Genomic DNA, 25,802 nt, shown 5'->3' with positions numbered 1-25,802 from the left:
CCGTCATATGCGTGCGTCAGACAAAACAGTGACACATCATACCGCAGCGTCAGGCCGATGACGCGCTCAAACGCGGCTAAAACGCGACGAGACCCAGATGTTCGAGGAGTATCTTGAGGCCGATGGCGATGAGCACGATACCGCCCGCGATCTGCGACGGCTTCTCGAAGCGCGCACCGAAGCGGTTGCCCACGACGACGCCGACGAGCGAGAGGACGAAGGTCGTGCAGCCGATGATGAGCGCGGCCGCCACGATGTCGATCTGCAGAAACGAGAAGCTGATGCCGACGGCCAGCGCGTCGATGCTCGTGGCGATGGCGAGCATGAAGAGCTCACGCAGGTCGAGCTTCTGCGTGGAGGTTTCGTCCTCCTCTTCCTCGCCCTCGTCATGGAAGGCATCCCAGAGCATCTTTCCACCGACGAAAGCGAGCAGGGCGAAGGCAATCCAATGGTCAACCGTCGTAACGTAGATGGCAAACGCGCTTCCCACCAGCCAACCGATGACCGGCATGAGACCCTGGAAGACGCCGAAGAACAGCGCGATGACGAGCGCATGGGTGTAGTTGACGCGATGCATGCCCAGGCCCTTGCAGACGGACACCGCAAACGCGTCCATCGACAGGCCGATGCCAATGAGGAATATCTCAACGAATCCCACGAGAAAGCCCTAGGCCACGGCATCCGGTTCGGTCGGTTGACCTTCGGCCCGGTTCACGTCCATGAGCTCACGCTGGAGCTGCTGCATCGTGGGCGGTACCCAGGTGATGGCGTCCGCGCCGGCGTCAATCGTGCTCCTGATGGAGGTGGCGTCCTTGCCGCCACTCGCGATGATGGGAATCTCCGGGAAGCGCTCGCGCACCTTCTCGACGACCATCGGCGTGTCCTTGCCGGCGGCGACGTTGACCACCTTGGCACCGGCCATGATCTTGGTGGCGATGAGCTCGTCAAAGGTCACGACCGTGAGGACGACGGGGATGTCGATGCTCGAGGAAATCTGATGCACGTCCTCGATGCTCGTGGGCGAATTGACGACGACGCCGTAAGCACCCTGCATCTCGGACTGGACGGCCATCGCTTTCGAACGCGCACCCGCCGTGGTCGTGCCGGCGACGCCCGTGAAGACCGGACGGCCCGAAGCCGTCACGAGCCCCTGCGTGATGATGGGCTGGCAGGTAAAGGGATACACGGCGAACACGGCGTCTGCATCGCAGTTGCAGATGATGGCCAGGTCCGTCGAGAAGACGAGGGACTTGACGCGGCGCCCGAAGAACGAGATGCCCGGACAGGCATCGATCTGCCGGGGGACGTGCAACGCTGCGGGGGCATGACGATACGTGCCGTCGATGGCCTTCGGGTCACAGCGCGTGACGATGGTATCGAGGTGCATGACGTCCGCCGGCGTGGAGGAAGAGCTCCCGTCATCGCGGGAGCGCATGCCCTTGAGGGCGCGAATCTTGTGAAGTGGCGATTTGCTCTTCATCGTCAGTCCTAACTCGAGGCGCCCTACAGGCCCCATCTCCAAAGGGGAGACAATGATAGCAATTCGCCTCGTTCCCGCGATGCTCGTCGCCGAAATTTAAGGAGATTCTAAGCGAGACAGGAAAATGAGACAGTTACTCAGAGACGCTGTCTCACTGGAATCCATGAGGCAACGTTGATTTCCTTTAACTTCCTTAATTTGCTTGAACCTCCTTGATTTCTTTGAACCTGCCGGTAAAAAGACTTTCGGCAAAGCAATGCAATCAAAAAGACGTCCTACGCTACGCAACCCAGCAGCCAATCAAGAGCGTAGACTTGGCTGATGCCCTGGTGCGACACCTCGTCGGTATCGTCCATAGTTATAAGGTATTTCGGATAATCGTCTTGGACTGAGCGAAGCGCCTGCAGCTCGCGCTTCAACGTTGCAGATGAGGATACCGTCTCCGCCACTTGGTAGTAGGCATATCCCTCGGCGCTCTCGACTACGAAATCGACTTCCGCATTGCCGACCTTGCCGATATACACGTTTTTGTAGCGGCGCTTGAGCTCGAGAAAGACCACATTCTCAAGGATTCTGCCCGTATCTCGTATGCGGCCGGAAAGCACCATACGTCGCATGCCCATATCGACGCCGTAATATTTCTCCTGCAATTTCAGGAGGCGCTTTCCTCGGAGGTCAAAGCGCTTTGCCGGATAAAAGATATAGCTGTCGACAAGTCCCGAAATGTATTCAGACACAGTGTTCGGCGAGATTCTGATTCCCTGCGAAGTGATGAAATCGCTTATGGCCTTGGCAGAAGTAAGGTTTCCCACGTTGTCGAACAAATAGGTGGCAAGAGCATCGAGGCCTTGCGTATTGGCGATGTTCAGGCGCTGCGCCACGTCCTTGAAAAGCACGGTGCTCAAGATACCCTCAAGGTAATCGTACAGGCTCAAAGAACCATCTGTCTGCGTGAACGCACCTGGCATCCCTCCCGTGGAGATGTATCGATCGTAGAGCCTTTGCCGAGACGTGCTTGCATCCGATGCACCACAGAACTCCTTGAACGAAAGAGGGAGCATCGACACTTCCACATAGCGCCCAGAAAGCAGGGTGGCCAGCGTACCCCGAAGCATGAGAGCGTTCGAGCCCGTGATATACAGGTCAAGATTGTCGCGCGTATAAAGGCTGTCGACCGCGCGCTGGAACTCGGGGACGTTTTGCACCTCGTCTATGAACACATAGTTCATTTTCCCCGGTTTTGCACGAGCAAGCACCTCATCGTGTAGCTTGTGATAGTCGAGAAGATGCTCGTATTCCAACTGCTCGAGATTGATGACGATGATTTGATCCGAATCCACTCCCTCGGCCTGAAGGTGCTCCGCATAGAGCTGGAGCAGCGTTGATTTGCCGCAGCGTCTCACACCCGTGACGACCTTGATAAGGTCGCGGTCGCGCCATCTATCGAGCTGTTCGATGTAGTCAGGCCGTGGAATCATGATTCTCCTAAACTTCTCATTTGATTGAGAAGTTTAGCAAATGTTCAAAAAGTTCTCAATCATTTGCGAAGTTTTGCGATTTTTCGAAAAGTTCTCATTTGATTGAAAAGTAACGTGACTCTCCCCTACACTGCCGGGTTCGTAAGCCGCAGGATGTTGCGGCCAAACTCGTAGCCGTAGGGCGGCTCAGCCACCCAATCGGCCCTAAAATCGCGCGTCGTGGTTGAGACGCTTTCCCCGCGGTTCACCGTCAGGTACTCGTCACTCCATATGTCACGGTCGAAGGCGAGCAATCCGCCGTCCTCGCTCTCGACGATCACGGCCTGCGCCCACTTGAAGTCGATGAGGCGACGCGACCCCTTGGAAAGCAGCGCCGTGTCCACCACCACGAGCATATCGGCCACCTGGAAACCGCATTCCACACGCGTCACGTGCTTGCCCGGCGGCGTCCACAGCTCCCCCTTCGCGAGCTCGACGCGCAAAATCGCGACTTCCTCCTCGACGAAATCCGGCCCCAGTGCCAGCGTCTCGTGCTCGTTCACGAGGTCGACCGCGAAGCCGTCGAAGACGAGCCGTGCGGTCTTGTATATGTGGTCGCTTTCGCCATCGAGGCAGTAACCCTCGTAGGCGACGAGCTCACGGCCGATGCACGAGCGCAAAAGCGCCAGCGCCACATCGTCGAACTGCCTGCCGATTTCTATCAGGCTCATGACAAACCCGCCTTTCGCCTCGCACTCGTAGTATATTGACGCACTAAGCATACTGCATCGACCACCATATAGGAGGGTGTTCATGGAACGCGAGAACGCATGGAAGAGCTATAGCGACAAGGACCTCGACAAACTCGAAAAACTCAGCACCGACTACATCGAGTTCATCTCGGAGAATAAGACCGAGCGCGAGTGCGTGAACGCCTCGATCGCCATGGCGGAAAAGGCTGGGTACAAGTCGCTTGCCAAGGCCATCAAGAAGCAGCGCAAGCTCAAGGCCGGTGACAAGGTCTACGCCCAGACCCATGGCAAGGCCCTCATCCTGGCGGTGCTCGGCACCGACCCGCTCGAGGACGGCTTCAACATCCTGGGCGCCCACATCGACTCGCCGCGCCTCGACGCCAAGCAAAACCCGCTCTACGAGAACACCGACATTGCGCTACTCGACACGCATTATTACGGCGGCATCAAGAAGTACCAGTGGGTCACGCTCCCGCTCGCCATCCACGGCGTCATCGCCCTCAAGGCAGGCGAGTCCATCGAGGTCCGCGTGGGCGAGGACCCGTCCGACCCCGTGTTCTGCATCTCAGACCTGCTTCCCCACCTGGGCCAAAAGCAGATGGAGAAGAACGCCAAGGAGGTCATCGATGCCGAGGACCTCGACGTGATCGTAGGCAGCAGGCCGCTCCTGTTCGAGAAGGACAAGCTCAACGACGATTCGCCCGCATGGGAGAAGGTCGCCGAGAAGGAGCCGATCAAGGCTTCCGTGCTCAAGTACCTCGCCGAGTACTACGGCATCGAGGAAGAGGACTTCCTCTCCGCCGAGCTCGAGATAGTGCCGGCTGGTCGCGCGCGCGAGATGGGCTTCGACCGCTCCATGGTGATCGGCTACGGCCAGGACGACCGCGTCTGTGCCTACACGTCGCTCGTCGCCCAGCTCGCCATCGAGAATCCCAAGCGCACCGCCGTCACCGTGCTGGTCGACAAGGAGGAGATCGGCTCCGTGGGTGCCACGGGCATGGAGTCGCTGTTCTTCGAGAACACCATCGCCGAGATCATGGAGCTCGCCGGCGAGGGCGGACAGCTCAAGCTGCGTCGCGCGCTCGGCGCATGCAAAATGCTGTCCTCCGACGTCTCCGCCGCGCTCGACCCTTGCTATGCGAGCGTCTTCGAGCCCAAGAACGCCGCATACATGGGCCGTGGCCTCGTCTTCAACAAGTACACGGGAGCGCGCGGCAAGAGCGGCAGCAACGACACGTCGGCCGAGTTCGTCGCTGAGGTGCGCAAGGTCATGGACGATGCCGGCGTCGCGTTCCAGACCGCCGAGCTCGGCCGTGTCGACATCGGCGGCGGCGGCACGATCGCCTACATCCCGGCCAAGTACGACATGGACGTCATCGACAGTGGCGTGGCCGTGCTCTCGATGCACGCTCCCTGGGAGATCACGAGCAAGGCCGACATCTACGAGGCCCGCAAGGGCTACGAGGCGTTCCTGAAGAACGCATAGGGAAACATACGAAAGAGCCTCATTTGAGCGTGCAGCTCCACCGAGCTGCACGTTTTTTTCGTTTTCTTATGATCGCCCCTGTGTTTATGCGCATTTTTAACGTTTTCCTAGGACTCGCAGTAGCGAACTGCAAGAAACAGGCGTTTTCCCAGGGTTCAGCACCCATTTAGGCTAGGAAAACGCAAATACTTTGCATATCTCGCCCCGCAATCCTAGGAAAACGTAATTTTCCCGCAAGCCTCTTCCAGCAAGCCTGGGAAAACGCCAATTACCAGCAAACAAATGCGCGCCTTACTCCGTGAAGTACCCCACGCCGCCTTCGATGAGCGGCTGGTAGCTCAGGTCCGGGATGTTCTGGTACACGCCCGCGCTCCAACGCTCGGTATGCCCCATCTTGCCGAGCACGCGCCCGTCCGGGCTCGTGATGCCCTCGATGGCGAGCACCGAGCCATTGGGGTTCACGTCGAGGTCCATGCTCGGCATGCCGTCGAGGCCCACGTACTGCGTCGCGATCTGACCGCTCTCGATAAGCTGCTCGAGCGTGTCATCGTTGGCGACAAAACGTCCCTCGCCATGGCTGATGGCGACGGTATGGATGTTGCCCACCTCGCAGCGCGAGAGCCACGGTGACAGGTTGGACGCCACGCGCGTGCGCACGATGCGGCTCTGATGCCTGCCGATCGTGTTGAAGGTGAGCGTCGGGCAGCCTGCATCAGTCGTGACGATATCGCCATAGGGCACCAGGCCGAGCTTGACGAGTGCTTGGAAGCCGTTACAGATACCCAGCATAAGACCATCGCGATCGTTGAGCAGACGGCGCACCGCCTCCGTCACGTTGGGGTTGCGGAAGAACGCCGTGATGAACTTGGCACTGCCATCGGGCTCGTCGCCACCGGAAAAACCGCCGGGGATCATGATGATCTGGCTGTTGTCGATTTTCTCGACAAAGGCACGCGTGCTCTCTGCGACCGCGTCCGGCGTCAGGTTGTTGATGATGAAGGTCTCGGGCACGGCGCCGGCGCGCTCGAAGGCGAGCGCCGTGTCGTACTCGCAGTTGTTGCCCGGAAAGACCGGAATGATGACACGCGGCTTGGCGAGATTGCCGCAATACGTGAGCGGCACATGGCTCGCATCGCTAATCATGTCGACCCCGCCGCCATCCTCACGGTACGGGAATACGTCCTCGAGCTCGCTTTCCCACGCCTCCTGCAGCACGGCAAGACGCACGGTCTGCCCACCGGCGATGATCGCGTATTCCTCGATGGTCTCACCCAGGTCAACCACGTGCATGTTCTCGGTCGACTCGACCGGTGCGGCACCGGGTGCCAGCTCGACAAGGAAGGAGCCGTACGCGTTGACAAAGAGCGTGTCGAGATCGACGTCGTCATTGATGCGCAGACCGATGCCATTGCCGAGGCACATCTTGAAGATCAGCTCCGCATCGCACCCAAAGCCCGGCGTGCCCACAGCGAGCACCTGACCATCCTTGATGAGACGCTCGACCGTGTCGAGGCACTCGAGCAGGCCGGCCTTCTCGGGCATGAGCCCGTCGGCTTCGTAGAAGGGATGGATGCAGAGCACCTCATGGCCCACACCCTTGAACTCGGGGCTCATAGCGTTATCGACATGCCCGCACGCCGTCGCGAAGCTCACGAGCGTCGGTGGAACGTCCAGGTCCTCGAAGCTACCCGACATGGAGTCCTTGCCACCGATGGAACCCACGCCAAGGTCGATCTGCGCCATGAGGGCACCGAGCAGCGACGCGGCGGGCTTGCCCCATCGCTCGGGAACATCGCGCAAAGAGCCAAAGTACTCCTGGAAAGTCAGATAGGTATCCTCGCGCGCAAAGCCCGCGGCCACGAGCTTGGCCACGCTCTCGACAACGGCGAGATACGCGCCCTTGAACTGGTTGGCCGATGACAGATACGGATTGAAGCCCCAGGCCATACCACTCGTCGTGGTGGTTTCGCCCTCGACGGGGAGCTTGGCGATCATCGCCATGGGGGTGGTGAGCTGCCGTGCGCCGCCAAAGGGCATGAGCACCGTGTTGGCGCCGATGGTGGAATCGAACATCTCGACGAGGCCCTTGTTCGAGGCGACGTTGAGGTCGGTGACGACGCTCTTCATGCGCTCGGCGAAGCTCTCGCCTTCCCAGTTGGGAGCATAGTCCTCGCCAGCGGCGATATGCACGTTCATCTGCTTGGAAGCGCCGTTTGAATTGAGGAACTCACGGCTTACGTCGACGATCGTGTCCCCGCGCCATGTCATGCGCACGCGCGGCTCCTCGGTGACGGTCGCGATGACGACGGCCTCGACGTTCTCCTCGTTCGCATACGAGAGGAACTCCTCGACATCTTCCGCCGCTACGGCGCAGGCCATGCGCTCCTGGCTCTCCGAAATGGCGAGCTCGGTGCCGTCCAGGCCGTCGTACTTCTTGGGAACGCAATCGAGGTCGATGAGCAGGCCATCGGCGATCTCTCCCGTGGCGACGCTCACGCCACCTGCGCCAAAGTCGTTGCAACGCTTGATGAGCCGACAGGCGTCCTTGCGACGGAAGAGGCGCTGCAACTTGCGCTCGACCGGCGCGTTGCCTTTCTGCACCTCGGCGCCGCAGGTCTCGATGCTCGAAACGTTGTGGGCCTTGGAGGATCCGGTCGCGCCGCCGATGCCGTCACGGCCCGTGCGACCGCCGAGCAGGATGATCTTGTCACCGGCGACTGGCGTCTCACGTCGCACGTGGTCGGCGGGGGTGGCGCCCACCACGGCGCCAATCTCCATGCGCTTGGCCGCGTAACCCGGATGGTACAGCTCGTTGACCTGACCCGTGGCAAGGCCGATCTGGTTACCATAGCTCGAATAGCCATGCGCCGCCGTCGTCACGATCTTGCGCTGCGGCAGCTTGCCAGCAAGTGTCTCGGCGATGGGCGTATGCGGGTCTGCGGCACCCGTCACACGCATGGCCTGGTACACGTAGGAGCGACCGGACAGCGGATCGCGGATGCAACCGCCAATGCACGTTGCCGCGCCACCGAAGGGCTCAACCTCGGTGGGATGGTTGTGCGTCTCGTTCTTGAAGAGGAACAGCCAGTCCTCATCCGCGCCGTTGACGTCAACCTTGACCTTGACGGTGCAGGCGTTGATCTCCTCGCTCTCATCGAGGCCCGTGAGGATGCCCTTGTTCTTGAGGTACTTCGCGCCGATGGTGCCCATGTCCATGAGGCAAATGGGTTTCTCGTCACGCCCAAGCTCGTGGCGCATGTCCAGGTACGCGTCGAAGGCAGCCTGGACGATCTCGTCATCGATCTCGATGTCGGTAAGCTCGGTGCCGAAGGTGGTGTGACGGCAGTGGTCGGACCAGTAGGTATCGACCATCTTCACTTCCGTGATGGTCGGGTCACGATGCTCGACGTTGGCAAAGTAATCCTGGAAGACTTTTATGTCTGCCAGGTCCATTGCCAAACCGCGCTCGCGAATGAAGATTTCCAGGACCTCGTCGTCGTAATCGATAAAGTGCTCGATGACCTCGACGTCGGCTGGTTCGGGATACTCCGTCTTGAGCGTCTCGACCTCATCGAGCGAGGCCTCGCGCGCCTCGACGGGATTGATGACGTAGTGCTTAATGGCAGCGATGTCATCATCGTTCAAATCGCCCTCGAGCAGGTACAGCGTCGCGCTACGCACTTCGGGGCGCTCGCCACACGAGACGAACTGAATGCACTCGCTCGCCGAATCTGCTCGTTGGTCAAACTGACCGGGCAGATACTCGACGGCAAAGAGCACGGAATCGTCGGTAAGGGTGGGTAGGCGGCGATGCGCCATATCGACCTGGGGCTCGCTAAAAACAGTGGGAACGCATTGCTCGAAGAGCTCGTCATCAATACCCTCGACATCGTAGCGGCGGATTGTGCGCAAACTCTCGAGCCCCTCGATTCCAAGCAGCGTGCGAAGTTCCGCCTCCAGCTGCTTTGACTCGACATCGAACTCGGGTTTCTTTTCGACATAGACGCGAGAAACCATTCCCAGGCCTCCAATTATCTCGTGGCTTATTTGCCACGAGATATCTTACATGAATGGAGCATGTGGTATCGTTTGCACAACGTCTCGACAATGCCAAAGGAGCCATCATGAAGCGCTCGTTCATACTCGTTATCTCTTGCGTTTGCGCACTCGCACTCGCCCTGCTCGCCCTGACCGCCTGCGGTGGCGGCTCATCGGACTCCTCGCAAAGCTCGGCTTCGAGCTCTGCGGCGTCTTCGGATGCAAGCGGCACGGAGGGCTCCGATGAGGGCAATCCCGAGGATGCGACGGCTTCGAGCATGTCTTCCGACGAGGTTCGCAGCGTCTTCGAGCAGGCTGTCACCGGCATGAGCGAGTACTACAAGGGCACGACGCCCGTGGGCGAGCAGCTCTACTACGCTGGTGGTGCCGATGGCGAGAACGCCATTCTCGTCTTGGTCGTCCCCGAGTCCAGCGCATCGGCCGTCTTCATCGGCCCGGCTACGGTCGGTGATGACAACAAGCTCACGGTCCAGGACGAGACGACGGGCAGCTCCATCTCCTTTGCCGTCATCGATAACGGCGATGGCACGTATTCGTTCAGCATGGGCGACCAATACGGTGCCGCCGTGATGAGCAGATGCAGCTCCGCCGAGGTCGTCGACGCACTCACCGAGGTCGTCATGGCAACAAGCGCCGCCCAGGCAGGATCCCAGGACACCACCCAAGGCCAGGACCAGACCCAGCCGCAAGAGTAGAAGTGACCCCAAACGAAGCTAACACATGAGTCAAACTTCCAATCGAACACGTCGAAGCGCTTCGGGACGCTCACGCTCCTCGAGCCGCTCGTGCTCAACCCGTCCTCCCATCACGGGTAAGCGCAGCTCAGTCAAAGCTGCTGCCCAACGCCAGGTCAACCTCAGGGGCGCTGTCAACAGCCGCAACCTCAAGCGCGTGAAGACGCCCCGCAAGGCATCGCGCATGGTGCTTGTCATCGTGCTCTGCATCGTCATCGCCATCGCTGGCGCCGCCGCGCTCTTCTCCCAGACCGACACGGCAAAATACGCCGCCTGCGAGCAATATCGTCCCGTCGTTCAGCAGGCATGCAAAGATTGCAACCTTGACACGGAATGGGTCGATTGCCTGCTTGCGGCCATGGTCGTCGAGTCGGGTGGCGACAAGAACGTCAAAAGCGTGCTCAACGTTGGTGGCGATATCATGCAGGCCGCAGAGGGCGCGTATGGCTGGATCGTCATGAACGGATGGCCCGAGCGCGGCATCTCCGCCGAGTCAACCGAAGCGTCCATCTACGCCGGCGTTATGGAGTTCAAACAGAACCTCCAACTCTGGGAGGGCTATCTCGGTACCATCACGCCCAATGACGCAACCGAGATTCAGCTCGTCATCCAGGGATATAACTTCGGTGCCGATGGCTGGTTCAAGTGGTGCAAGGAGCGTGGCGTCAGAGCGTATACCGTGGAGCTCGCCCGCGAGTACTCCGAAACGAAGATGCCCGCAGACGCAAAGGGCACTCCCACGCATGCCCAGAAGTGGCTCACAGCCTACGATGCCATCCACGCCGGCCACTAAGCGTCCCAACTGAAGCAGCCATCGGGTGCCGCCCCTTTTTGTCATTTCGACCGGAGCGGCCGGCGGGTGCCGCCCCTCTTGTCATTTCGACCGGAGCGGCCGGCGGGTGCCGCCCCTCTTGTCATTTCGACCGGAGCGGCCGCAAGGCCGCGAAGTGGAGGAATCTCTCCATTCCGCTCGAGATGACAAAAACGGCGCAGGCCCAATTCTGGGTCTGCGCCGTCGATTCCGGACGAAGCGTCTTTGCTATTTCATGCCGTACCAGCCAACGCCCTCGTATCTCCAGCCTATGCTCACGAGATAGTCGCGTTCAGCTTCGCTCGTGGTGTAGTTGTGCGATCCGGAATTGTTGAAGGGTGCGCTCGGATCGACGTTGGGATTGAACTCGCGGTGCAGGGGCACTCCTTGGGCATCGTCGGAATACCAGCCGACGCCCTCGTCATCCCAACCCACCGAAACCAGGTAGTCGCGCTCGACGGTCGAGGTCGTGTAGTGGTGGTCGGTGCCCGAATACAGACGATACACGGGCGTCGTCGACTCGTCTGGCGCGATCCAGCCAACGCCCTCGTCATTCCAACCGGCCGCGACGGTCGCATCACGCTCGGTCGTGCTCGCCGTGTAGAAATGCTCGCCGGAATTCGGATTGTACAGGCGGTACATGGCCGTCTGCTCGGGATCGTAGGTGCCCTCGGTACCAGCCTTGCGGGCGTTCCTGAAGTCCGTCATCGCCTTCTCGAGGTTGAAGAGCGCCTTGTCGATGTTGAGCTGCGTGGGCTTGTCGGAGGCAATCAGATCCTCGGCCTGCTTCACTCTCGTCTCCAGCTCGGTGAAAACGTCGGTCGGCACCCAGTACTTGGACGGATGCACGTCAGAGCCGTCCTTGCTGGCGATGGCGCTGTCCATCAGGTCCTTGGCCCACTTTGCGTTGCTCTCGAGCTTCTTGAGATCCTCGTCAGCCGCGGGATCCTCGTAGGCATAGGCCTTGATGGGGAAGTTGTCTATCTGGGTGCCGGCAAGCGCATCGATGTCCCGTGCGTCTTTCGAGAAGTCCCTCCATGCAAGGTCGGCGCCGGGGTCTTCGTCAGGAGCGGCAAAGATGAAGCTCTCGCCCTCGTTTACCACACTCTTCGAGTAGAAGGCGGGCGACATGCTCTTGACCTGCTCCACGGTTTGCTCTTCTGCGAGCTGCTTTATCTCCTCCACTTTGGTGGGATCCTCGACATAGGCGGTAGCCGCGGCCTTTGCCTCATCCTCGGTCTTGCCATCCTTCAACGCATCCTCATACTTGCGTTCCCAGAGCGCGTTGCTCAGGGTTTCGACCACGTTGGCAAAGATGGCGTCGTGGTGTCTCTCGTAGTTCTGGTCGTAGAGCTTCTCCCACGTCTTCTTATCATAACCAGCGTCGAAGCTCACGTAGTAGTGACCATTATCCAGGCATTTCTGGGTCAGCACCACGGAGAAGAGCTCACCTTCGGGTAAGGAAAACGCCTGATCGCCCAAGTCGATGGTGTGGAACCCGCCAAAATCGTACGTTGCCTTGACGGTCGCGAGCTTCTCGCCCTGAACCGGGGTCGTCGCGCCCTTGTCGAGATGGTAGACCTCGAAGGTTGCCTCGGTGTTCGGACGCGTCGTCTCGCAGGTCAGCTTGCGCACCGTCTGGCCACCAGCAGAGGTAAAGACATTGGCCTCTTGTATCTGACGCGTATCGGACTGCGACACCACGCTTTGTGACGGCATGTAGTCGTACTGGTAGATCGAATAGAACTCGCGCTCGTCGACTATGGACTTGACGTCGAAGTCGAACGCCTCGGGCTTGGAGATGGTCTTGTCGTAATACGAGAGATAGAAGTAGCCGCTTCCGTCTATTCCCCAGCCACCGGGGATCTCATTGGGGAACCCGCCGTCCTTGGAGCCCCAGCTGTTCTTGACGATCCAGGCACCGTCCCCTGGAGGCTGGTGGCTGGGATCGACCTCGCCCGTCGCGGGGTCGGGGTTGCCGAAGTTCTCCTTCGAGTAGCTATCGTCCCAGCCCACGATGGTCACAGCATGGGTGATGGGAACCTTGTCGTAGGTGTAGTGCGCCCAGGTCTGCGGGTTCATGTACCCCGTGCTGGTGATCTGGTCAGGGCGGGACTGATCGGCCATGAAGGCGATGGCAACGCCACGGCCGGCTTGCAACTGCTCCTTGATCGCGGTGTTTGCCGCGGCCAGGACCTCTTGACCACCCTCGACAAAGGCACCATCCGACTCGTAGCAATCGCCCGGGGAGGGGAGCTGGATGGACTCCTGCAGCTCGACGCCCTGGTAGAAACGCTGACTCTCGTCCACCGACCAGTCGTCATCGGCGCTGTAGTAAAGGTCATCGGGATCTACCTTGCCCTCCTTGCCCCGGTAGGGCACATCCTCTTCGGGGACGGGACCAATGCCGGAGGAGAACAGGGAGGTGCCATAGATCATCATGCCGCCCGATGCGAAGGGAGCGTTCACGCCCTCCCTGGTGCTTATCATGCCCTCGCCGCCCTGGTTCGAGTCATCGTCCTCGGGCAGTGGCTGATAGGTGAACCAGGTAAGATGACGCTCAGAGAGGTCCGGCGTGATGATGTCGATGCCCTCGTCCTTGGCCTCGGAGAGGATGCTCGTCTCGGATGCCGCGGCTACGGCAAACGCCCAGCACGCGCTCCAGGGATTCTGGAGCTTGACGGGAGAAACCGCTCCCTCATCGCGCAAGTCAAACTTCGCCGGCAGGTCCGCCGTCGCCCGCAGGCTATCGGCAGAGGCCAAGGTCGTCCAGGCGAAGGGATCCGATGCGTTGGAATCGGCAACGGATTGCGCGATGGTGCCCGTGGAGTTCGCACCCGGGGCGGCAAACGCGGCCGCCGGAACCCCGACCAGGCTGGCAGCTAGAGCAGCCGATAGGGTGACCCGTCCGAGCCAGGCACCGCGCTTCTTCATGCTTCTCGTAATTCCCACGGCAACACTTCCTTTCCATAGAAAGACACCATCACGTGGAGGAACTTCCTCCATATAGTCATGACGCCATGATACCAAGGGGTCCACCGCTCCCCCGGCAACAACCCGGTATCAAGATGATGAGAGGGGCGGTAAGGCTCCACGGGAGACCGTCCCCTAAAAGGCGGAAAGCTCACCTATCGTCCGCACGCAGACGACAGATGAGCTTCCTATAGCAGATGCCCCAGAGACATCCGAACCAAACGTTGCAGCGTCTTGGTCTAGCTGTAACGACGGCCGTAGGCTACGACGCCGGAGCTTCTCCTGTTAAAGATCCAGTGCCGACGGATATAGATTGCGTTTTCTTCACGATTGAACAGCCTGGAAATCCACATTTAAACCACCCTTGTACTGCTATCCGTTCCCGCCTTGTATTTCCCGATGAAACCGATTCCCTAGCACGCCTCTTCCCGCTTGTCCTCGTCCTCCGACTGCGTGTCGGGAACGACGAGGTCAAACGGAATACGGTTTTGGGCAACAAGTTGCTTCGTTGCCATGACGACGTAGGTGTTGAAGTTCAGTCCAAGCGCGTCGAGCTTTGCGCTGGCTTCCTTCTTCAGATCGTCGTCCATGCGTATGGTCGTCGACTTCATCATTGTTCTTGCCTTTGGCTACGTTTATGTAATATGTATATCTATTAGTAGTGCATTAGGCGTGCATAGTATATCTCATATATTTCTATTTGACATAATTTTTTAGGCAGAAAATCCAGAAAAAAGAACGACCGACCCCTCAACGGGGTCGGCCGAGCCTTCTGCGGTATGTCTGATGTATATCTTTTTAGGCTTTTTGCCTAATTACCTTCGAACGCATCCAGATCCCATTGGAGCCACGCATGCGCAAGCTCCACGATGGCGCGATAGAAGCCTGATCCGTCCTGCTCGACTTGCTCGTTGTCGAGCATACGCTGCAAAAGGGCAAGAGGATGCTCTTCGAAGAAGGCCGCCAATGTCTTGAGTTGTTCGTCACTTGGCTGCTGAAGGTAGTCGAGCGGCACGAGCATGAAGAGCTCGTTGGCGATGTGATCATCCGGCAAGAAGCGCTGGATGCTCGTCTCGACGCCCAGCTCATGGGCCACGTCATAAACGGCGCTCCCATCGAGCCCATAAGCGCTCTCGAGCGGAGGCATGGGTGCGTCTGGCAACAGGAAGGCCTGGGCATACTCGGCATCCATCGCCATCTTGCGGTGATCCTCGGGAATGTCAGCCAGCTTGGCAACCGCCGCCTCGACATGATCGAGAGCGTCGTGGGTGCGCTCGTTTTCGAGACTCTCCCGCAGGCCAGCCCAAAACGCCGGATCACTCACGTTGTAGAGCAGGGTCTCGTCGAGCGGATACCCGAGAATGTTACCGAGAAACTGGTACACGGGCATGCTGCCCTGCCCGTCGTGGTCATGATCGTGATCGTGCATGCCATCTCCTTTCAAACCAGACAATAATCGCCGGGGCAGTTTTGTCTGGTTTCGCAGGTCAAAGTGTCTTCCGCGAGTATAATGGCTGGCACTACCGAATGACGGGACAGCGAATGATTGACACCGAACTGATAGTGGACCTCAAAGTGACCGTTCCCTTGCGTGTCACCGACTTTGATCGCTACGGGCGTCTCAAGCCCTCGGCCGTCCTGGCGCTCTTCCAGGAAGCGGCGACCGTGCAGGCAAACGTCATGGATATCGGCCATGACGCCATGGAGCGTCGCGGCGTATTCTGGGCGGTCATTCGCACCTATTACGAAGTCATTCGTCAGCCGGAACTCTACACGAGCGTGCAAATTCGCACCTGGCCCCACTCGCCCTCGCGATTCTCGTTCCAGCGCGATTACATCATGAGCTCGCTTGATGACGAGGTACTCGTACGCGGCACTTCCGAGTGGGTGCTCATGAGTCCGGAAACGCGCCAGTTCGTGAGCCTCGCCGGGGTGTACGATCCACCCGAGAACCTGATCGAAGAGCGCAACTTCGAGAAGAAGCAGCGCAAGATTCGTGACTTCGACACGCGCGATGCCGTGCCGTATGTGGTCATTCCGCCCTACACGGCAGCCGACATTAATGGCCATGTCAACAACAGCGTCTACGCCGACTATCCCTTTGACGCCATCAACCCGAGTTCGGAACACAGCGTCAAGAGCTTCCAGATCGACTTCAGGCACGAAGCGCGCACGGGCGACCCGCTCGCTATCTACACCAAGCGCGATGATGGCATGATCTTCACCAAGGGCGTCGATGCGAAGGGCGAGATCGTCTTTGCCGCACGGACGGAATTCTAGGCCTCGTCCTGCGTCAGCTCGTCCATCGCACGGTTGGCCAGCTCGTCGGCCCTGATGTTGCCCGCGTTATCCGCATGACCCTTGACCTTGTGAAAGCGTATATCGGCAAAGCGATCGCGCTCCTCGTCAAGCGCAATCCACAGCTCCTTGTTCGCAACGGGTTGCTTTTTTGAGTTGACCCATCCCTTGCGTTTCCACCCCTCGATCCACGAGGTGATGCCACCGAGCACATAGGCGCTGTCGAGGTACACGTCAGTCGGAACCGCCTTGTTCTTGATGGCGCGCAGGCCCTCGATGGCGGCCGTCAGCTCCATCTTGTTGTTGGTGGTGTCGCGCTCGCCTCCGTAGAGCTCCTTCTCGTGCTCTCCCCAGACGAGGTAGACGCCCCAGCCGCCCACATTGCTGTCGCTCTGATTGCCACGGCAACCGCCATCGCAGTAGATTTCCAGTCTTGTCATGGCCGCCTACTGACGGTAGTAGGTCAGGAAGTCTTCGATTGCGTCCATCGCCTCGCCGAGCGTGCGACGGCGTGGTAGGTAGACGATGCGGAAGTGATCGGTGTCAGTGCAGTTGAAGCCGCTTCCCTGAACGATGAGCACCTTCTTGTCCTTGAGCAAGTCGAGCGCGAATCGCTCGTCATCGGTGATGTTGAAGCGTTTCTTGTCGAGCTTGGGGAAGATGTAGAACGCGGCCTTGGGCTTCACGACGCTCACGCCGGGCATCTCGCACAGGCGCTCGTAGACGAAGTTGCGCTGCTCGTATATGCGACCGCCGGGGACCACGTAGTTGCGCACGCTCTGATGTCCCCACAGCGCCGTCTGCACGATGGACTGCGCCGGCACGTTGGAGCACAGGCGCATGTTCGTGAGCATGTTGAGGCCCTCGATGTAATCCCGGGCAATGCGCTTGTTGCCGGAAAGTGCCATCCATCCGATGCGATAGCCCGCGATCATGTGCGACTTCGAGAGGCCCGAGAAGGTGACGCAGAACAGATCCGGGGCAAGCGACGCGATGGAGACATGCTCCCCCTCGCCTTCCATGACGAGACGGTCGTAAATCTCGTCCGAGAAAATCATGAGCTGATGCTCGCGGGCGATGTCGACAATTTCCTGCAGCACCCCGCGCGGGTACAGCGCACCTGTGGGATTGTTGGGATTGATGATGACGATGGCCTTGGTACGCGGCGTAATCTTGGAGCGAATGTCATCAAGGTCGGGATACCACTCCGCCTCCTCATCACAGACGTAGTGCACGGGATGACCGCCCGCGAGCGTGGCGCAGGCCGTCCACAGCGGGTAATCGGGCATGGGCAGAAGGATCTCGTCGCCATCGTCGAGCAGGGCCGACATGCAGATGTTGATGAGCTCGGAGACGCCATTGCCCGTATAGATGTCCTCCATCTGCACGTTGGGCAGCCCTTTGAGCTGGTAGTACTGCATGATGGCCTTACGGGCAGACCATAGACCCTTCGAATCCGAATATCCCTCGCAGTCCGCAAGCTGCAGCGACATGTCGTGCACGACCTCATCGACCGCACGAAAGCCGAAGGGCGCCGGATTGCCGATGTTGAGCTTGAGCACGTGCATGCCCGCCTGCTCCATGCGATTTGCCTCGTCGAGCACGGGACCGCGTACGTCGTAGAGAACGTTATCGAGCTTCGTGGACTTCTTGAACTGACGCAAGGGTGCCGGTTCTTCCTCGATTGTCCGTCCATCCGCATGCGGATGCTGCGGCTCCTCGCTTGCCTGCTGACCCGGATTGAGCCAGTCCGCTGCGACATCGAGTGCCTGGGCAAGGAAGTTCAACGTTGATTTGCGCGGCATGGTCTTGCCGCTCACATATTGGCTCAGTTGGCTCTTACCCAGCTTGACGCCCTGGATTTCGGCCTGTCGCAGCAAGTCGACCTGCTTGAGGCCGCTCGCCTTCATCGCTTCTCTGAGTCGTTCGGCAAAAACAGATGAGTTCATTTTCTGCTCCATAAGTTCAATTTACTGGTCACGAAGTTCATTTTTAGCAGAATAGCATAACGAGCAAGCCAAGAGGTTCAATTTCGAAAATGGGACAAATGGACAGGACATTTGTCCCACATTTCCCCCATCCGTGTGGGCGGGCTGCTCCGCTCCGACGGTCGCTTCCCGACAGCCCGCTTCGCGGTCTTTACGGCGCGCTCCCTTGGACCTCCGCTTCACAGCCCGCCCACACGGATTCCTATATTCAGAAAAGCGAACGCTTGTTCGTGTCTCAGTCATCCCCTATACTTTCGTGCCATGGAAGAGAACGGCAAAAAGCAACGGTCGTACGTCGCAATCGACCTCAAGTCCTTCTACGCATCGGTCGAGTGTGCCGAGCGTGGTCTTGATGCGCTTACGACCAACCTCGTCGTGGCAGACAAGCGTCGCACCGAGAAGACCATATGCCTTGCCGTCTCGCCTTCTCTCAAGGCACACGGCATCTCGGGCAGGGCACGCCTCTTCGAGGTCATCCAGGCCGTCAAGAAAATCAACGCCCAGCGCAGAGCGCAGGCGCCGGGCCGCAAACTCGTAGGCTCCTCGAGCAATGCCGTCGAGCTATCCCAACATCCCGAGCTCGCCCTCGACTATGTCATCGCCCCGCCACGCATGGCCCTCTACCTGCAACGCAGTACAGAGATTTACGAGATATACCTGCGTCATGTCGCCCCCGAGGACATCCACGTCTACTCCATCGACGAGGTCTTCATCGACGTGACGGGCTACCTGCGCACAGCCGGCATGACGGCACACGAGTTCGCCGCCATGCTCATCTCGGACGTTCTGGCCGAGACGGGTATTACGGCCACGGTCGGTCTCGGCACCAACCTCTACCTTGCCAAGGTCGCGATGGATATCGTTGCCAAGCATATACCCGCCGGCCCGGATGGGGCACGCATCGCCGAGCTCGACGAGATGAGCTACCGCCGCCTGCTCTGGAACCATCGCCCTCTCACGGACTTCTGGCGTGTGGGTCTCGCGACAGCTCGCAAGCTCGACCAGGTGGGGCTCGGCACGATGGGGGATATCGCCCGGGCATCGGTTGCCGGTCCGCAGGCAAGCAGGAACGAGGACACGCTCTACGACCTTTTCGGCGTAAACGCCGAGCTGCTCATCGACCACGCCTGGGGCTGGGAGCCCTGCACGCTCGCAGACGTCCGGGCGTATCGTCCCGAGTCCAACAGCCTCGGCTCAGGGCAGGTGCTACAGCACCCTTATCCCTTCAACAAGACGCGCCTCGTCATGCGCGAGATGGCCGAGCAGCTCAGCCTCGACCTTGTCGAGAAGGGTCTCGTCACCACTCAAATCGTCATCACCGTCGGCTACGACAGAAAGAACCTGGAAGACCCGGTCATCGCATCGCAATACGATGGCGATACCACCACCGATTTCTACGGTCGCACGGTACCCAAACATGCCCACGGCTCCATTAACCTGCCACGTCATACCTCGTCGTCACGTCTCATCGTCGATGCCGCCCTCGAGCTTTTCGACTCGACCGTCAACCCACACTTGCTCGCCCGTCGCCTTAACATCACGGCATGTGACGTCAAGCGCGAGCAAGAGAGCACGCAGGATACCCCACAAGAAGAACAACTCGAGCTCTTTGCCGATTACGACAAGGACGAGCGTGCCAACGCCGTCAAAGAGCAAGAGCTATCCCAGGAGCATCGCCGCCAGGAGGCAATACTGGCGGCTAGAAGGCGCTTCGGCAAGAATGCCGTGCTCAAGGGCACGAACTTGCAGGAGGGCGCCACGCAAACGCAACGCAACAAGCAGATCGGAGGCCATCAGGCATGAGCGATGCAGAGCACATATACGCCGACATCATCGACTTGCCGCATCACGTATCGAGCAAATATCCCCACATGTCAATGGAGCAACGGGCTGCCCAGTTTTCGCCCTTTGCGGCACTTGCCGGACATACCGAGGCCATCAAGCAGGCGGCGCATCACGCCCAAGAACATGGGCCTGATGCGCCGATAGACCAATCGGAATTCGATTACTGCTGAGACAAAGGGACGGTCCTGACGTCTCGATTTAACCGAAACGTCAGGACCGTCCCAAAACGTCAGACACGTCACTAGCCATTGATGTACGAATACCCCTGCGAGAGCAACGTCTGCACGCGGTCATCGGCCAGCGAGTAAATGACCTGCTTGCCATCGCGTACGAAGTCCACGAGACGCTCCTGCTTCATGCTGCGCAGCTGGTGCGAGGTGGCACCCTGCGTGACCCCCGCTGCATGCGCGATGTCAGCGACGCACTTGGGACCCTCCACGAGGGAGTACAGAATCTTGAGACGCGTTGGGTCAGCGAAGATCTTGAAGAGGTTGGCGAGGCTGAAGAGTGACTCCTCGCTCGGCATCTTGAAGTTCATCGGCTGCATGTCGTAAATGGTCTGCGGCTTGGACGTGGTCTTGCTATGTGACCCCATCGAGTGCTTGGGCACATAGGCCGAGGACATCTTGGGCTGTGTTGCCGCCGGCTTGGCCGTGGACACGGTCTTGCTCGCAGGCTGCACCTGCGGCGTTGCGTCATGCTTCTTGTCGTGCTTCTTCTCGGGCTTGGACTTCGATGGCTTGACATCGGCCTTGAGCTCGAGCTTCGCGGCCTTGTCTTTCGCCTTGCTCTTCTTCTTGTCCTTGTCCTTCTTCTTGCCCTTTGCCATGACGCGCCTCCTTCTACTGCGATGGCCGGGAATATGCCCGACCATCGACCGCATCGATTGCCGTTACCCCGTTATGAAGGGAAGAATATTCGTGATGAGAATCACCGCGACGAGAATCGGGGCGATGTACTTGATCATAACGACCCAGGCCTTCTCGGCCTTGAACTCGCTTAAAATCTCGATCTCCTCGATAAGCGCCTTGGGCTTGATAATCCAACCAACGAAGACGCAGGTCAGAATCGCGACGATGGGCATGAGCACCGAGTTCGAGATGAAGTCGAAGAAGTCGAGCAGCGTCGATCCCTCGCCGATGGGCTGGATAAACGACAGCGAGTTATAGCCCGCATTGACGACGAAGCCAACCGCCACGATGAAGATCATCACGATGATGAGGGACTTGGTGCGCGACAGATGCGTGCCGTCGGACACGATCGACACGAGCGCCTCGGTCAGGCTGATGGCACTCGTCAACGCCGCGAAGAACACGAGCAAGAAGAACACGAAACCGATGACGGTCGCCCAGGTGAGGTCCATCGTGTTGAACACCTCGGGCAGGGTGATGAACATGAGTGACGGACCGGACTTTGCGGCAACGGCCTCGGCAGAGCCCATCGCAACGAAGGCAGCCGGCACGATCATGAGACCGGCGAAGAACGAGACGCCGAAGTCAAAGCCCGCGATGCGCGTGACCGATGACGTCAGGCTGTCCTGCTTGCGCATGTAGCTGCCATACGTAACCATGATGCCCATGGCCAGCGAAAGCGAGTAGAACATCTGCCCCAACGCGTTGATGACGAGCTCGGGCGAGAACTTGCTGAAGTCGGGCACGAGGTAGTACGCGGCGCCCTCGAGTGCGCCAGGCATCGTGAGCACGAAAACAGCAATCGCGATTGCCATGACGATGAGCGCAGGCATCATGATGAGATTGGCCTTCTCGATGCCCTTTTGCACGCCAAGCGCGACGATAATGAAGACGATTGCCATGAAGACGAGCATGAACAGGAAACTCTCAGTGTTGCTGCTGATGAAGCCGCCAAAGAAGTCGCCACCATCGGCCAGTGCCGCCGGACCCGCCGTGACGTAGCTCACCATGTACTTGGTGACCCAACCGCCGATGATGCAGTAATACGGCGTGATGATGAACGGCACGGCCGCCGCGAGCACGCCAATGAAGGTGAACTTGGCGCCAAAATGCCTGAAGGCGCCGATGACGGATTGGCGCGTCTTGCGACCGAGCGCGGTCTCGAGCAGCAACAGGGAGACGCCGAAGGTCAAAACGAGCACCAGGTAGGTGAGCAGGAACATGCCGCCACCGTACTTCGCGGCGAGATACGGAAAACGCCAGAGATTTCCGAGGCCGACGGCCGATGCCGCCGCAGCCAAAATGAACGCCCACTTACCCGACCACGTTGCACGGGTCGATGCTTCTTGAACTTCCTTAACTTCTTGTGCCATTGTTCAATTCCCCAAATATTCGTGTAAAACAAGCATATGCGATTATACGCAAAGCTCCTTGGAAGCTAAGCGCCAATCTGTTCGATCACGACATCGGCCACGCGATTGGCAATCGCATCGGCCTGTTCCTGCGTGTGTGCTTCGACCATGACGCGAATGAGCGGTTCGGTGCCCGACGCCCTCACGAGCAGACGACCCTCCTCGCCGAGCTCCTCCTCGGCAGCTGCCTCGGCGGCGGCGATAGCCTCGTTTCCCTCGTAGAGGGCACGGTCGGTAACGCGCACGTTGACGAGCGCCTGCGGGAACTTCTCCATTACCTCCATGAGTTCCTTGGCCGTTTTGCCACTTGCGGCAATGACACCGAGCAGCTCGAGCGCGGACACGAGACCGTCACCCGTCGTGTTGCGTTTGCCGAAGATGATGTGGCCGGATTGCTCGCCGCCAAGCACGGCGCCGTGCTCGCGCATGGCCTCGAGCACGTAGCGGTCGCCCACCTTGGTGGTGATGACGTCGATGCCCTCCCGTTTCATGGCAAGCTGGAAGCCGAGATTGGCCATGACCGTCGACACAACGAGATTGTTGTCGAGCAAACCGCGCTCCTTGAGGTCCTTCGCGCAGATGGCGAGCAGAAAATCGCCGTCGATGACCGTACCGTCGGATGCGAGTGCGAGCATGCGGTCGGCATCGCCGTCATGGGCAATCGCGATATCGGCACCGCGGCTTTCCATCAGGAACTTCACCGGCTCGAGGTGCGTCGAGCCACAGCCCACGTTGATCTCGCTGCCATCGGGATCGGCGTTGATGACGAAGACCTCGGCACCGAGCGCGCGCAGGGTGGCCGGCGTCGTCTCACACGATGCGCCGTGAGCGCAATCAACGGCAATCTTCATGCCGGAAAGGTCGACGCCGCGCTCCTGCAGCACCGCAGCCGCATGGTTGGCGTAATAGAGAGCGGCATTGGGCACAGGACGCGATTGTCCGGTCTCGACCTGCTCGCCGCGCAGCTCCTCGACGAGCTCCTGCATTTCGTCCTCGAGCGCGTCGGGCAGCTTGTAGCCCTCGCCGTCGAAGAACTTGATGCCGTTGTATTCGGGCGGATTGTGGCTTGCCGAGATGACGATACCGCAATCGGCACCCATCTCACGCGTGATGAGCGCGACGGCGGGCGTCGGCACGATGCCGACGACGGCGGGTTGTCCGCCTTCCGCGCAGATGCCGTCAACGAGCGCTTGCTCGAGCATGGGACCTGACTCGCGGCTATCGCGCCCGATGAAGATGCGCTTGCCGATCTTGCGGACCGCCGCACGCCCCAGGGCGACCGCCAGGTCGCGGTCGAGTTCCTCACCTGCGACGCCGCGTACGCCATCCGTACCAAACAATCGAGCCATGCTGCCTCCCGCTCTCGCGATACAAGTTCCTGAAAAAGGGTTTCTGGAAATTGTATCGCAAACGGGCGGGCAGGGCGTCCTTAGACGTAGAAGAGCATGTCGTTGTACGTGGGCATCGGCCAATAGGCGCGATCGGTGAGCTCCTCGAGGCGGTCGGCGACGCTGCGCAGATTGTCCATGGCGGGCACGACGAGCTCGACGTAAGCAGCGGCACGCTCGGGCCAGGTCTCCTTGTCGTAGGCCTCCTCGTGCAACATGTGCAGCGCGTGCGTCTTGAGGCCCATCTCGTGCAGGCAATCAGACAGGCGTTCGAGCAGCTTCTCCTCGGTCTCGGCCGACAGGTCGGGATTGACGGCCTTCTTGGCGATGATCTCGTCGGCGACGACCTTGCTGTACTTGATGACGGCCGGCGTGATGATGCGATTCGCGATGTCGAGCATGCACATCGCCTCGATGTTCTTCACCTTGGCGTAATGCTCCATGTCGACGCCATAACGAGCGCGCATCTCGGCCTCGTCGAGGATGCCGAAGCTGTCCATGAGCTCGATGCTCTCGGGCTTGATGTAGGCCTGCAGGGCTTCGGGCGTCGTACGGTTGTTGGCAAGGCCACGGCGCTCGGCCTCGATGGGCCATTCCTCGGAATAGCCGTTGCCGTTGAAGATGATGCGCTTGTGCGCGTTGAAGACATCGCGGCAGATGGCGATTGCCTCGGCCTCGACATCCTCGGCGCCTTCGAGACGATCGGCGTATTCCTTGAAGCTCTTGGCAACGGCAGCGTTGAGCACCGTGTTGGGAGACGAGAGGTTGAGCTCGCTACCCGGCATGCGGAACTCGAAACGGTTGCCGGTGAACGCAAACGGAGACGTGCGGTTGCGGTCGGTGTTGTCCTGCTCGAGCGAGGGAAGCACCTCGCTGCCGAGGTCCATGCGTCCCATCTTGTGCGAGATGGCATCCTCGCCCGCGGCAATCGCGTCGACGATACTCGTGAGCTCGTCGCCCAGGAAGATCGACACGATGGCGGGCGGCGCCTCGTTCGCACCGAGACGATGATCGTTGCCGGCAGATGCAACCGTGGCGCGCAGCAGTTCCTGATAATCGTCGACACCCTGGATGACGGCAGCGAGCGAGAGCAGGAAGATGTAGTTGTGCGCCGGGTCATCGCCGGGGTTGAGCATGTTGAGGCCAGGCGTGGCTATGGACCAGTTATCGTGCTTGCCCGAGCCGTTGATGCCCTTGAAGGGCTTCTCGTTGAGCAGGCAGGCAAGCCCATGATGCGGCGCTGCCTCGCGCAGCACCTCCATCGTCAGAAGGTTGTTGTCGATGGCGACGTTCGCGCGCGAGAAGATGGGCGCGATTTCGTGCTGGCATGGCGCGACCTCGTTGTGCTTGGTCTTCGCATCCACGCCCATGCGCCACAGCGTGTCATCGACCTCTTTCATGAAGTCGCTCACGACCTCACGGATAGCGCCAAAGTAGTGCTCCTCGAGCTCCTGCCCCTTCATGGGGTGGGCACCAAAGAGCGTCCTGCCGCACATGATGAGGTCGGGGCGACGACGGTAATCGTCCTCCTTGATGAGGAAGTACTCCTGCTCGGCGCCGACGGTGGTGATGACCTGCGGGACATCGTCGATGCCGAAGCAGGCAAGCACGCGCTTGGCCTGGTCGGAAATCGCCCTCATGCTGCGAAGAAGCGGGGTCTTCTTGTCGAGGGACTCGCCCGTATAGGAGATGAACGCCGTAGGGATACATAGCACCTCGTCCTTGATGAACGCGAAGCTCGTCGGATCCCAGGCAGTATAGCCACGTGCCTCGGCGGTGCCACGCAGGCCGCCACTCGGGAACGATGACGCGTCTGGCTCGCCCTGGATGAGCTCCTTGCCGGAGAACGACGTGATGGCCGCACCGTCACCAAGCGGGTCGATGAAAGCGTCATGCTTCTCCGAGGTGATGCCGGAGAGCGGCTGGAACCAGTGCGTGTAGTGCGTGCAGCCGTTTTCGATGGCCCATTCCTTCATGGCGTGCGCCACGGCATTGGCGGAGTCCTCATCGAGCGCCGTTCCGTTCTGAATGGTCTCGTGCAGGCTCTTGTACACCGGCTTGGGCAAGCGGTCATGCATGACCTTGTCGTTGAACACCATGCTTCCGTAGATCTTGCTGATATCTTCCGCCATGAGCTTCTCCCTTGGGCGTCTTCGGTAGTGGGCAGTAGTGTATCGTACGTGAACGAAATTCACGATAAGGGCGTTT

General features: G+C 59.7%; 20 protein-coding genes. 6 read left to right on the top strand and 14 right to left on the bottom strand.

What is annotated here, in order from left to right; translation table 11 throughout:
* Nucleotides 1-76 precede the first annotated feature (76 nt).
* The 4 genes from OIM11_03305 to OIM11_03290 all read right to left on the bottom strand — a co-directional run bounded on the left by OIM11_03305 (nucleotide 77) and on the right by OIM11_03290 (nucleotide 3,668).
* Nucleotides 77-658: a manganese efflux pump MntP family protein gene (locus OIM11_03305; protein HJJ00162.1), complete on the bottom strand. Its 582-nt coding sequence runs from the start codon at nucleotides 656-658 to the stop codon at nucleotides 77-79.
* A gap of 9 nt (nucleotides 659-667) precedes the next feature.
* Nucleotides 668-1,480: a hypothetical protein gene (locus tag OIM11_03300; GenBank protein ID HJJ00161.1), complete on the bottom strand. Its 813-nt coding sequence runs from the start codon at nucleotides 1,478-1,480 to the stop codon at nucleotides 668-670.
* Between the two features lie 275 nt (nucleotides 1,481-1,755).
* A complete protein-coding gene (locus tag OIM11_03295) occupies nucleotides 1,756-2,958 on the bottom strand; it encodes an ATP-binding protein (GenBank protein ID HJJ00160.1) in 1,203 nt (400 codons plus the stop codon).
* A 125-nt stretch (nucleotides 2,959-3,083) separates the two neighbouring features.
* Nucleotides 3,084-3,668 carry a hypothetical protein gene (locus OIM11_03290; GenBank protein HJJ00159.1) on the bottom strand — a complete coding sequence of 195 codons (585 nt, stop codon included), beginning with the start codon at nucleotides 3,666-3,668 and terminating at the stop codon, nucleotides 3,084-3,086.
* Nucleotides 3,669-3,750: 82 nt separating this feature from the next.
* Between OIM11_03290 and OIM11_03285 the strand changes: the two genes are divergently transcribed.
* On the top strand, nucleotides 3,751-5,175 hold the full coding sequence (locus OIM11_03285; GenBank protein ID HJJ00158.1) for an aminopeptidase: 1,425 nt from the start codon (nucleotides 3,751-3,753) through the stop codon (nucleotides 5,173-5,175).
* 291 nt (nucleotides 5,176-5,466) lie between these two features.
* On the opposite strand, the gene OIM11_03280 is transcribed toward OIM11_03285, so the two are convergent.
* Nucleotides 5,467-9,192: a phosphoribosylformylglycinamidine synthase gene (locus OIM11_03280; GenBank protein ID HJJ00157.1), complete on the bottom strand. Its 3,726-nt coding sequence runs from the start codon at nucleotides 9,190-9,192 to the stop codon at nucleotides 5,467-5,469.
* A gap of 107 nt (nucleotides 9,193-9,299) precedes the next feature.
* Between OIM11_03280 and OIM11_03275 the strand changes: the two genes are divergently transcribed.
* Together OIM11_03275 and OIM11_03270 are read left to right on the top strand one after the other, a co-directional pair.
* A complete protein-coding gene (locus OIM11_03275; GenBank protein ID HJJ00156.1) occupies nucleotides 9,300-9,929 on the top strand; it encodes a hypothetical protein in 630 nt (209 codons plus the stop codon).
* A 25-nt stretch (nucleotides 9,930-9,954) separates the two neighbouring features.
* Nucleotides 9,955-10,761, top strand: a complete 807-nt coding sequence (locus OIM11_03270; protein ID HJJ00155.1) for a lysozyme family protein — start codon at nucleotides 9,955-9,957, stop codon at nucleotides 10,759-10,761.
* Between the two features lie 246 nt (nucleotides 10,762-11,007).
* Here the strand turns inward: OIM11_03270 and OIM11_03265 are convergent, their stop codons facing one another.
* The 3 genes from OIM11_03265 to OIM11_03255 all read right to left on the bottom strand — a co-directional run bounded on the left by OIM11_03265 (nucleotide 11,008) and on the right by OIM11_03255 (nucleotide 15,181).
* Nucleotides 11,008-13,731 carry a lectin like domain-containing protein gene (locus OIM11_03265; protein HJJ00154.1) on the bottom strand — a complete coding sequence of 908 codons (2,724 nt, stop codon included), beginning with the start codon at nucleotides 13,729-13,731 and terminating at the stop codon, nucleotides 11,008-11,010.
* Nucleotides 13,732-14,165: 434 nt separating this feature from the next.
* Nucleotides 14,166-14,366: a type II toxin-antitoxin system RelB/DinJ family antitoxin gene (locus OIM11_03260; protein HJJ00153.1), complete on the bottom strand. Its 201-nt coding sequence runs from the start codon at nucleotides 14,364-14,366 to the stop codon at nucleotides 14,166-14,168.
* A gap of 197 nt (nucleotides 14,367-14,563) precedes the next feature.
* Complete coding sequence (locus OIM11_03255) at nucleotides 14,564-15,181, bottom strand: molecular chaperone TorD family protein (GenBank protein HJJ00152.1); 618 nt, start codon at nucleotides 15,179-15,181, stop codon at nucleotides 14,564-14,566.
* Nucleotides 15,182-15,294: 113 nt separating this feature from the next.
* Here OIM11_03255 and OIM11_03250 point away from each other — a divergent pair, with 113 nt between their 5' ends.
* Nucleotides 15,295-16,032 carry a thioesterase gene (locus OIM11_03250; protein ID HJJ00151.1) on the top strand — a complete coding sequence of 246 codons (738 nt, stop codon included), beginning with the start codon at nucleotides 15,295-15,297 and terminating at the stop codon, nucleotides 16,030-16,032.
* Here OIM11_03250 and rnhA read toward each other — a convergent pair.
* Both rnhA and OIM11_03240 read right to left on the bottom strand, forming a co-directional pair.
* Entirely contained in the window at nucleotides 16,029-16,490 is a 462-nt protein-coding gene (gene rnhA / locus OIM11_03245; protein HJJ00150.1) for a ribonuclease HI, read from the bottom strand. The two genes, OIM11_03250 and rnhA, sit on opposite strands and share 4 nt — an antisense overlap.
* Before the next feature lie 6 nt (nucleotides 16,491-16,496).
* Complete coding sequence (locus tag OIM11_03240) at nucleotides 16,497-17,999, bottom strand: aminotransferase class I/II-fold pyridoxal phosphate-dependent enzyme (protein HJJ00149.1); 1,503 nt, start codon at nucleotides 17,997-17,999, stop codon at nucleotides 16,497-16,499.
* Nucleotides 18,000-18,299: 300 nt separating this feature from the next.
* Between OIM11_03240 and OIM11_03235 the strand changes: the two genes are divergently transcribed.
* Both OIM11_03235 and OIM11_03230 read left to right on the top strand, forming a co-directional pair.
* Nucleotides 18,300-19,841: a DNA repair protein gene (locus tag OIM11_03235; GenBank protein HJJ00148.1), complete on the top strand. Its 1,542-nt coding sequence runs from the start codon at nucleotides 18,300-18,302 to the stop codon at nucleotides 19,839-19,841.
* Nucleotides 19,838-20,053, top strand: a complete 216-nt coding sequence (locus tag OIM11_03230; GenBank protein ID HJJ00147.1) for a hypothetical protein — start codon at nucleotides 19,838-19,840, stop codon at nucleotides 20,051-20,053. The genes OIM11_03235 and OIM11_03230 overlap by 4 nt, the downstream gene beginning before the upstream one ends.
* A gap of 71 nt (nucleotides 20,054-20,124) precedes the next feature.
* Here the strand turns inward: OIM11_03230 and OIM11_03225 are convergent, their stop codons facing one another.
* From OIM11_03225 to OIM11_03210, 4 genes are all read right to left on the bottom strand, one after another.
* Complete coding sequence (locus OIM11_03225; GenBank protein HJJ00146.1) at nucleotides 20,125-20,712, bottom strand: metalloregulator ArsR/SmtB family transcription factor; 588 nt, start codon at nucleotides 20,710-20,712, stop codon at nucleotides 20,125-20,127.
* A 63-nt stretch (nucleotides 20,713-20,775) separates the two neighbouring features.
* Nucleotides 20,776-22,167 carry a sodium-dependent transporter gene (locus OIM11_03220; GenBank protein ID HJJ00145.1) on the bottom strand — a complete coding sequence of 464 codons (1,392 nt, stop codon included), beginning with the start codon at nucleotides 22,165-22,167 and terminating at the stop codon, nucleotides 20,776-20,778.
* 65 nt (nucleotides 22,168-22,232) lie between these two features.
* Complete coding sequence (glmM, locus tag OIM11_03215) at nucleotides 22,233-23,555, bottom strand: phosphoglucosamine mutase (protein ID HJJ00144.1); 1,323 nt, start codon at nucleotides 23,553-23,555, stop codon at nucleotides 22,233-22,235.
* An 80-nt stretch (nucleotides 23,556-23,635) separates the two neighbouring features.
* Complete coding sequence (locus tag OIM11_03210) at nucleotides 23,636-25,726, bottom strand: glutamine synthetase III (protein ID HJJ00143.1); 2,091 nt, start codon at nucleotides 25,724-25,726, stop codon at nucleotides 23,636-23,638.
* Nucleotides 25,727-25,802 lie beyond the last annotated feature (76 nt).

Source organism: Coriobacteriaceae bacterium (genome assembly GCA_025992705.1).
GTDB lineage: Bacteria > Actinomycetota > Coriobacteriia > Coriobacteriales > QAMH01 > QAMH01.
This window is presented reverse-complemented; position numbering and strand designations above follow the sequence as displayed.

Coding starts and splice junctions, on each gene's coding strand:
- OIM11_03220 (HJJ00145.1), bottom strand. CDS start 22,167: ATGGCACAAGAAGTTAAGGAAGTTCAAGAAGCATCGACCCGTGCAACG.
- OIM11_03225 (HJJ00146.1), bottom strand. CDS start 20,712: ATGGCAAAGGGCAAGAAGAAGGACAAGGACAAGAAGAAGAGCAAGGCG.
- OIM11_03275 (HJJ00156.1), top strand. CDS start 9,300: ATGAAGCGCTCGTTCATACTCGTTATCTCTTGCGTTTGCGCACTCGCA.
- OIM11_03230 (HJJ00147.1), top strand. CDS start 19,838: ATGAGCGATGCAGAGCACATATACGCCGACATCATCGACTTGCCGCAT.
- OIM11_03295 (HJJ00160.1), bottom strand. CDS start 2,958: ATGATTCCACGGCCTGACTACATCGAACAGCTCGATAGATGGCGCGAC.
- glmM (HJJ00144.1), bottom strand. CDS start 23,555: ATGGCTCGATTGTTTGGTACGGATGGCGTACGCGGCGTCGCAGGTGAG.
- rnhA (HJJ00150.1), bottom strand. CDS start 16,490: ATGACAAGACTGGAAATCTACTGCGATGGCGGTTGCCGTGGCAATCAG.
- OIM11_03270 (HJJ00155.1), top strand. CDS start 9,955: ATGAGTCAAACTTCCAATCGAACACGTCGAAGCGCTTCGGGACGCTCA.
- OIM11_03235 (HJJ00148.1), top strand. CDS start 18,300: ATGGAAGAGAACGGCAAAAAGCAACGGTCGTACGTCGCAATCGACCTC.
- OIM11_03260 (HJJ00153.1), bottom strand. CDS start 14,366: ATGATGAAGTCGACGACCATACGCATGGACGACGATCTGAAGAAGGAA.
- OIM11_03300 (HJJ00161.1), bottom strand. CDS start 1,480: ATGAAGAGCAAATCGCCACTTCACAAGATTCGCGCCCTCAAGGGCATG.
- OIM11_03210 (HJJ00143.1), bottom strand. CDS start 25,726: ATGGCGGAAGATATCAGCAAGATCTACGGAAGCATGGTGTTCAACGAC.
- OIM11_03240 (HJJ00149.1), bottom strand. CDS start 17,999: ATGAACTCATCTGTTTTTGCCGAACGACTCAGAGAAGCGATGAAGGCG.
- OIM11_03255 (HJJ00152.1), bottom strand. CDS start 15,181: ATGCACGATCACGATCATGACCACGACGGGCAGGGCAGCATGCCCGTG.
- OIM11_03250 (HJJ00151.1), top strand. CDS start 15,295: ATGATTGACACCGAACTGATAGTGGACCTCAAAGTGACCGTTCCCTTG.
- OIM11_03290 (HJJ00159.1), bottom strand. CDS start 3,668: ATGAGCCTGATAGAAATCGGCAGGCAGTTCGACGATGTGGCGCTGGCG.
- OIM11_03280 (HJJ00157.1), bottom strand. CDS start 9,192: ATGGTTTCTCGCGTCTATGTCGAAAAGAAACCCGAGTTCGATGTCGAG.
- OIM11_03285 (HJJ00158.1), top strand. CDS start 3,751: ATGGAACGCGAGAACGCATGGAAGAGCTATAGCGACAAGGACCTCGAC.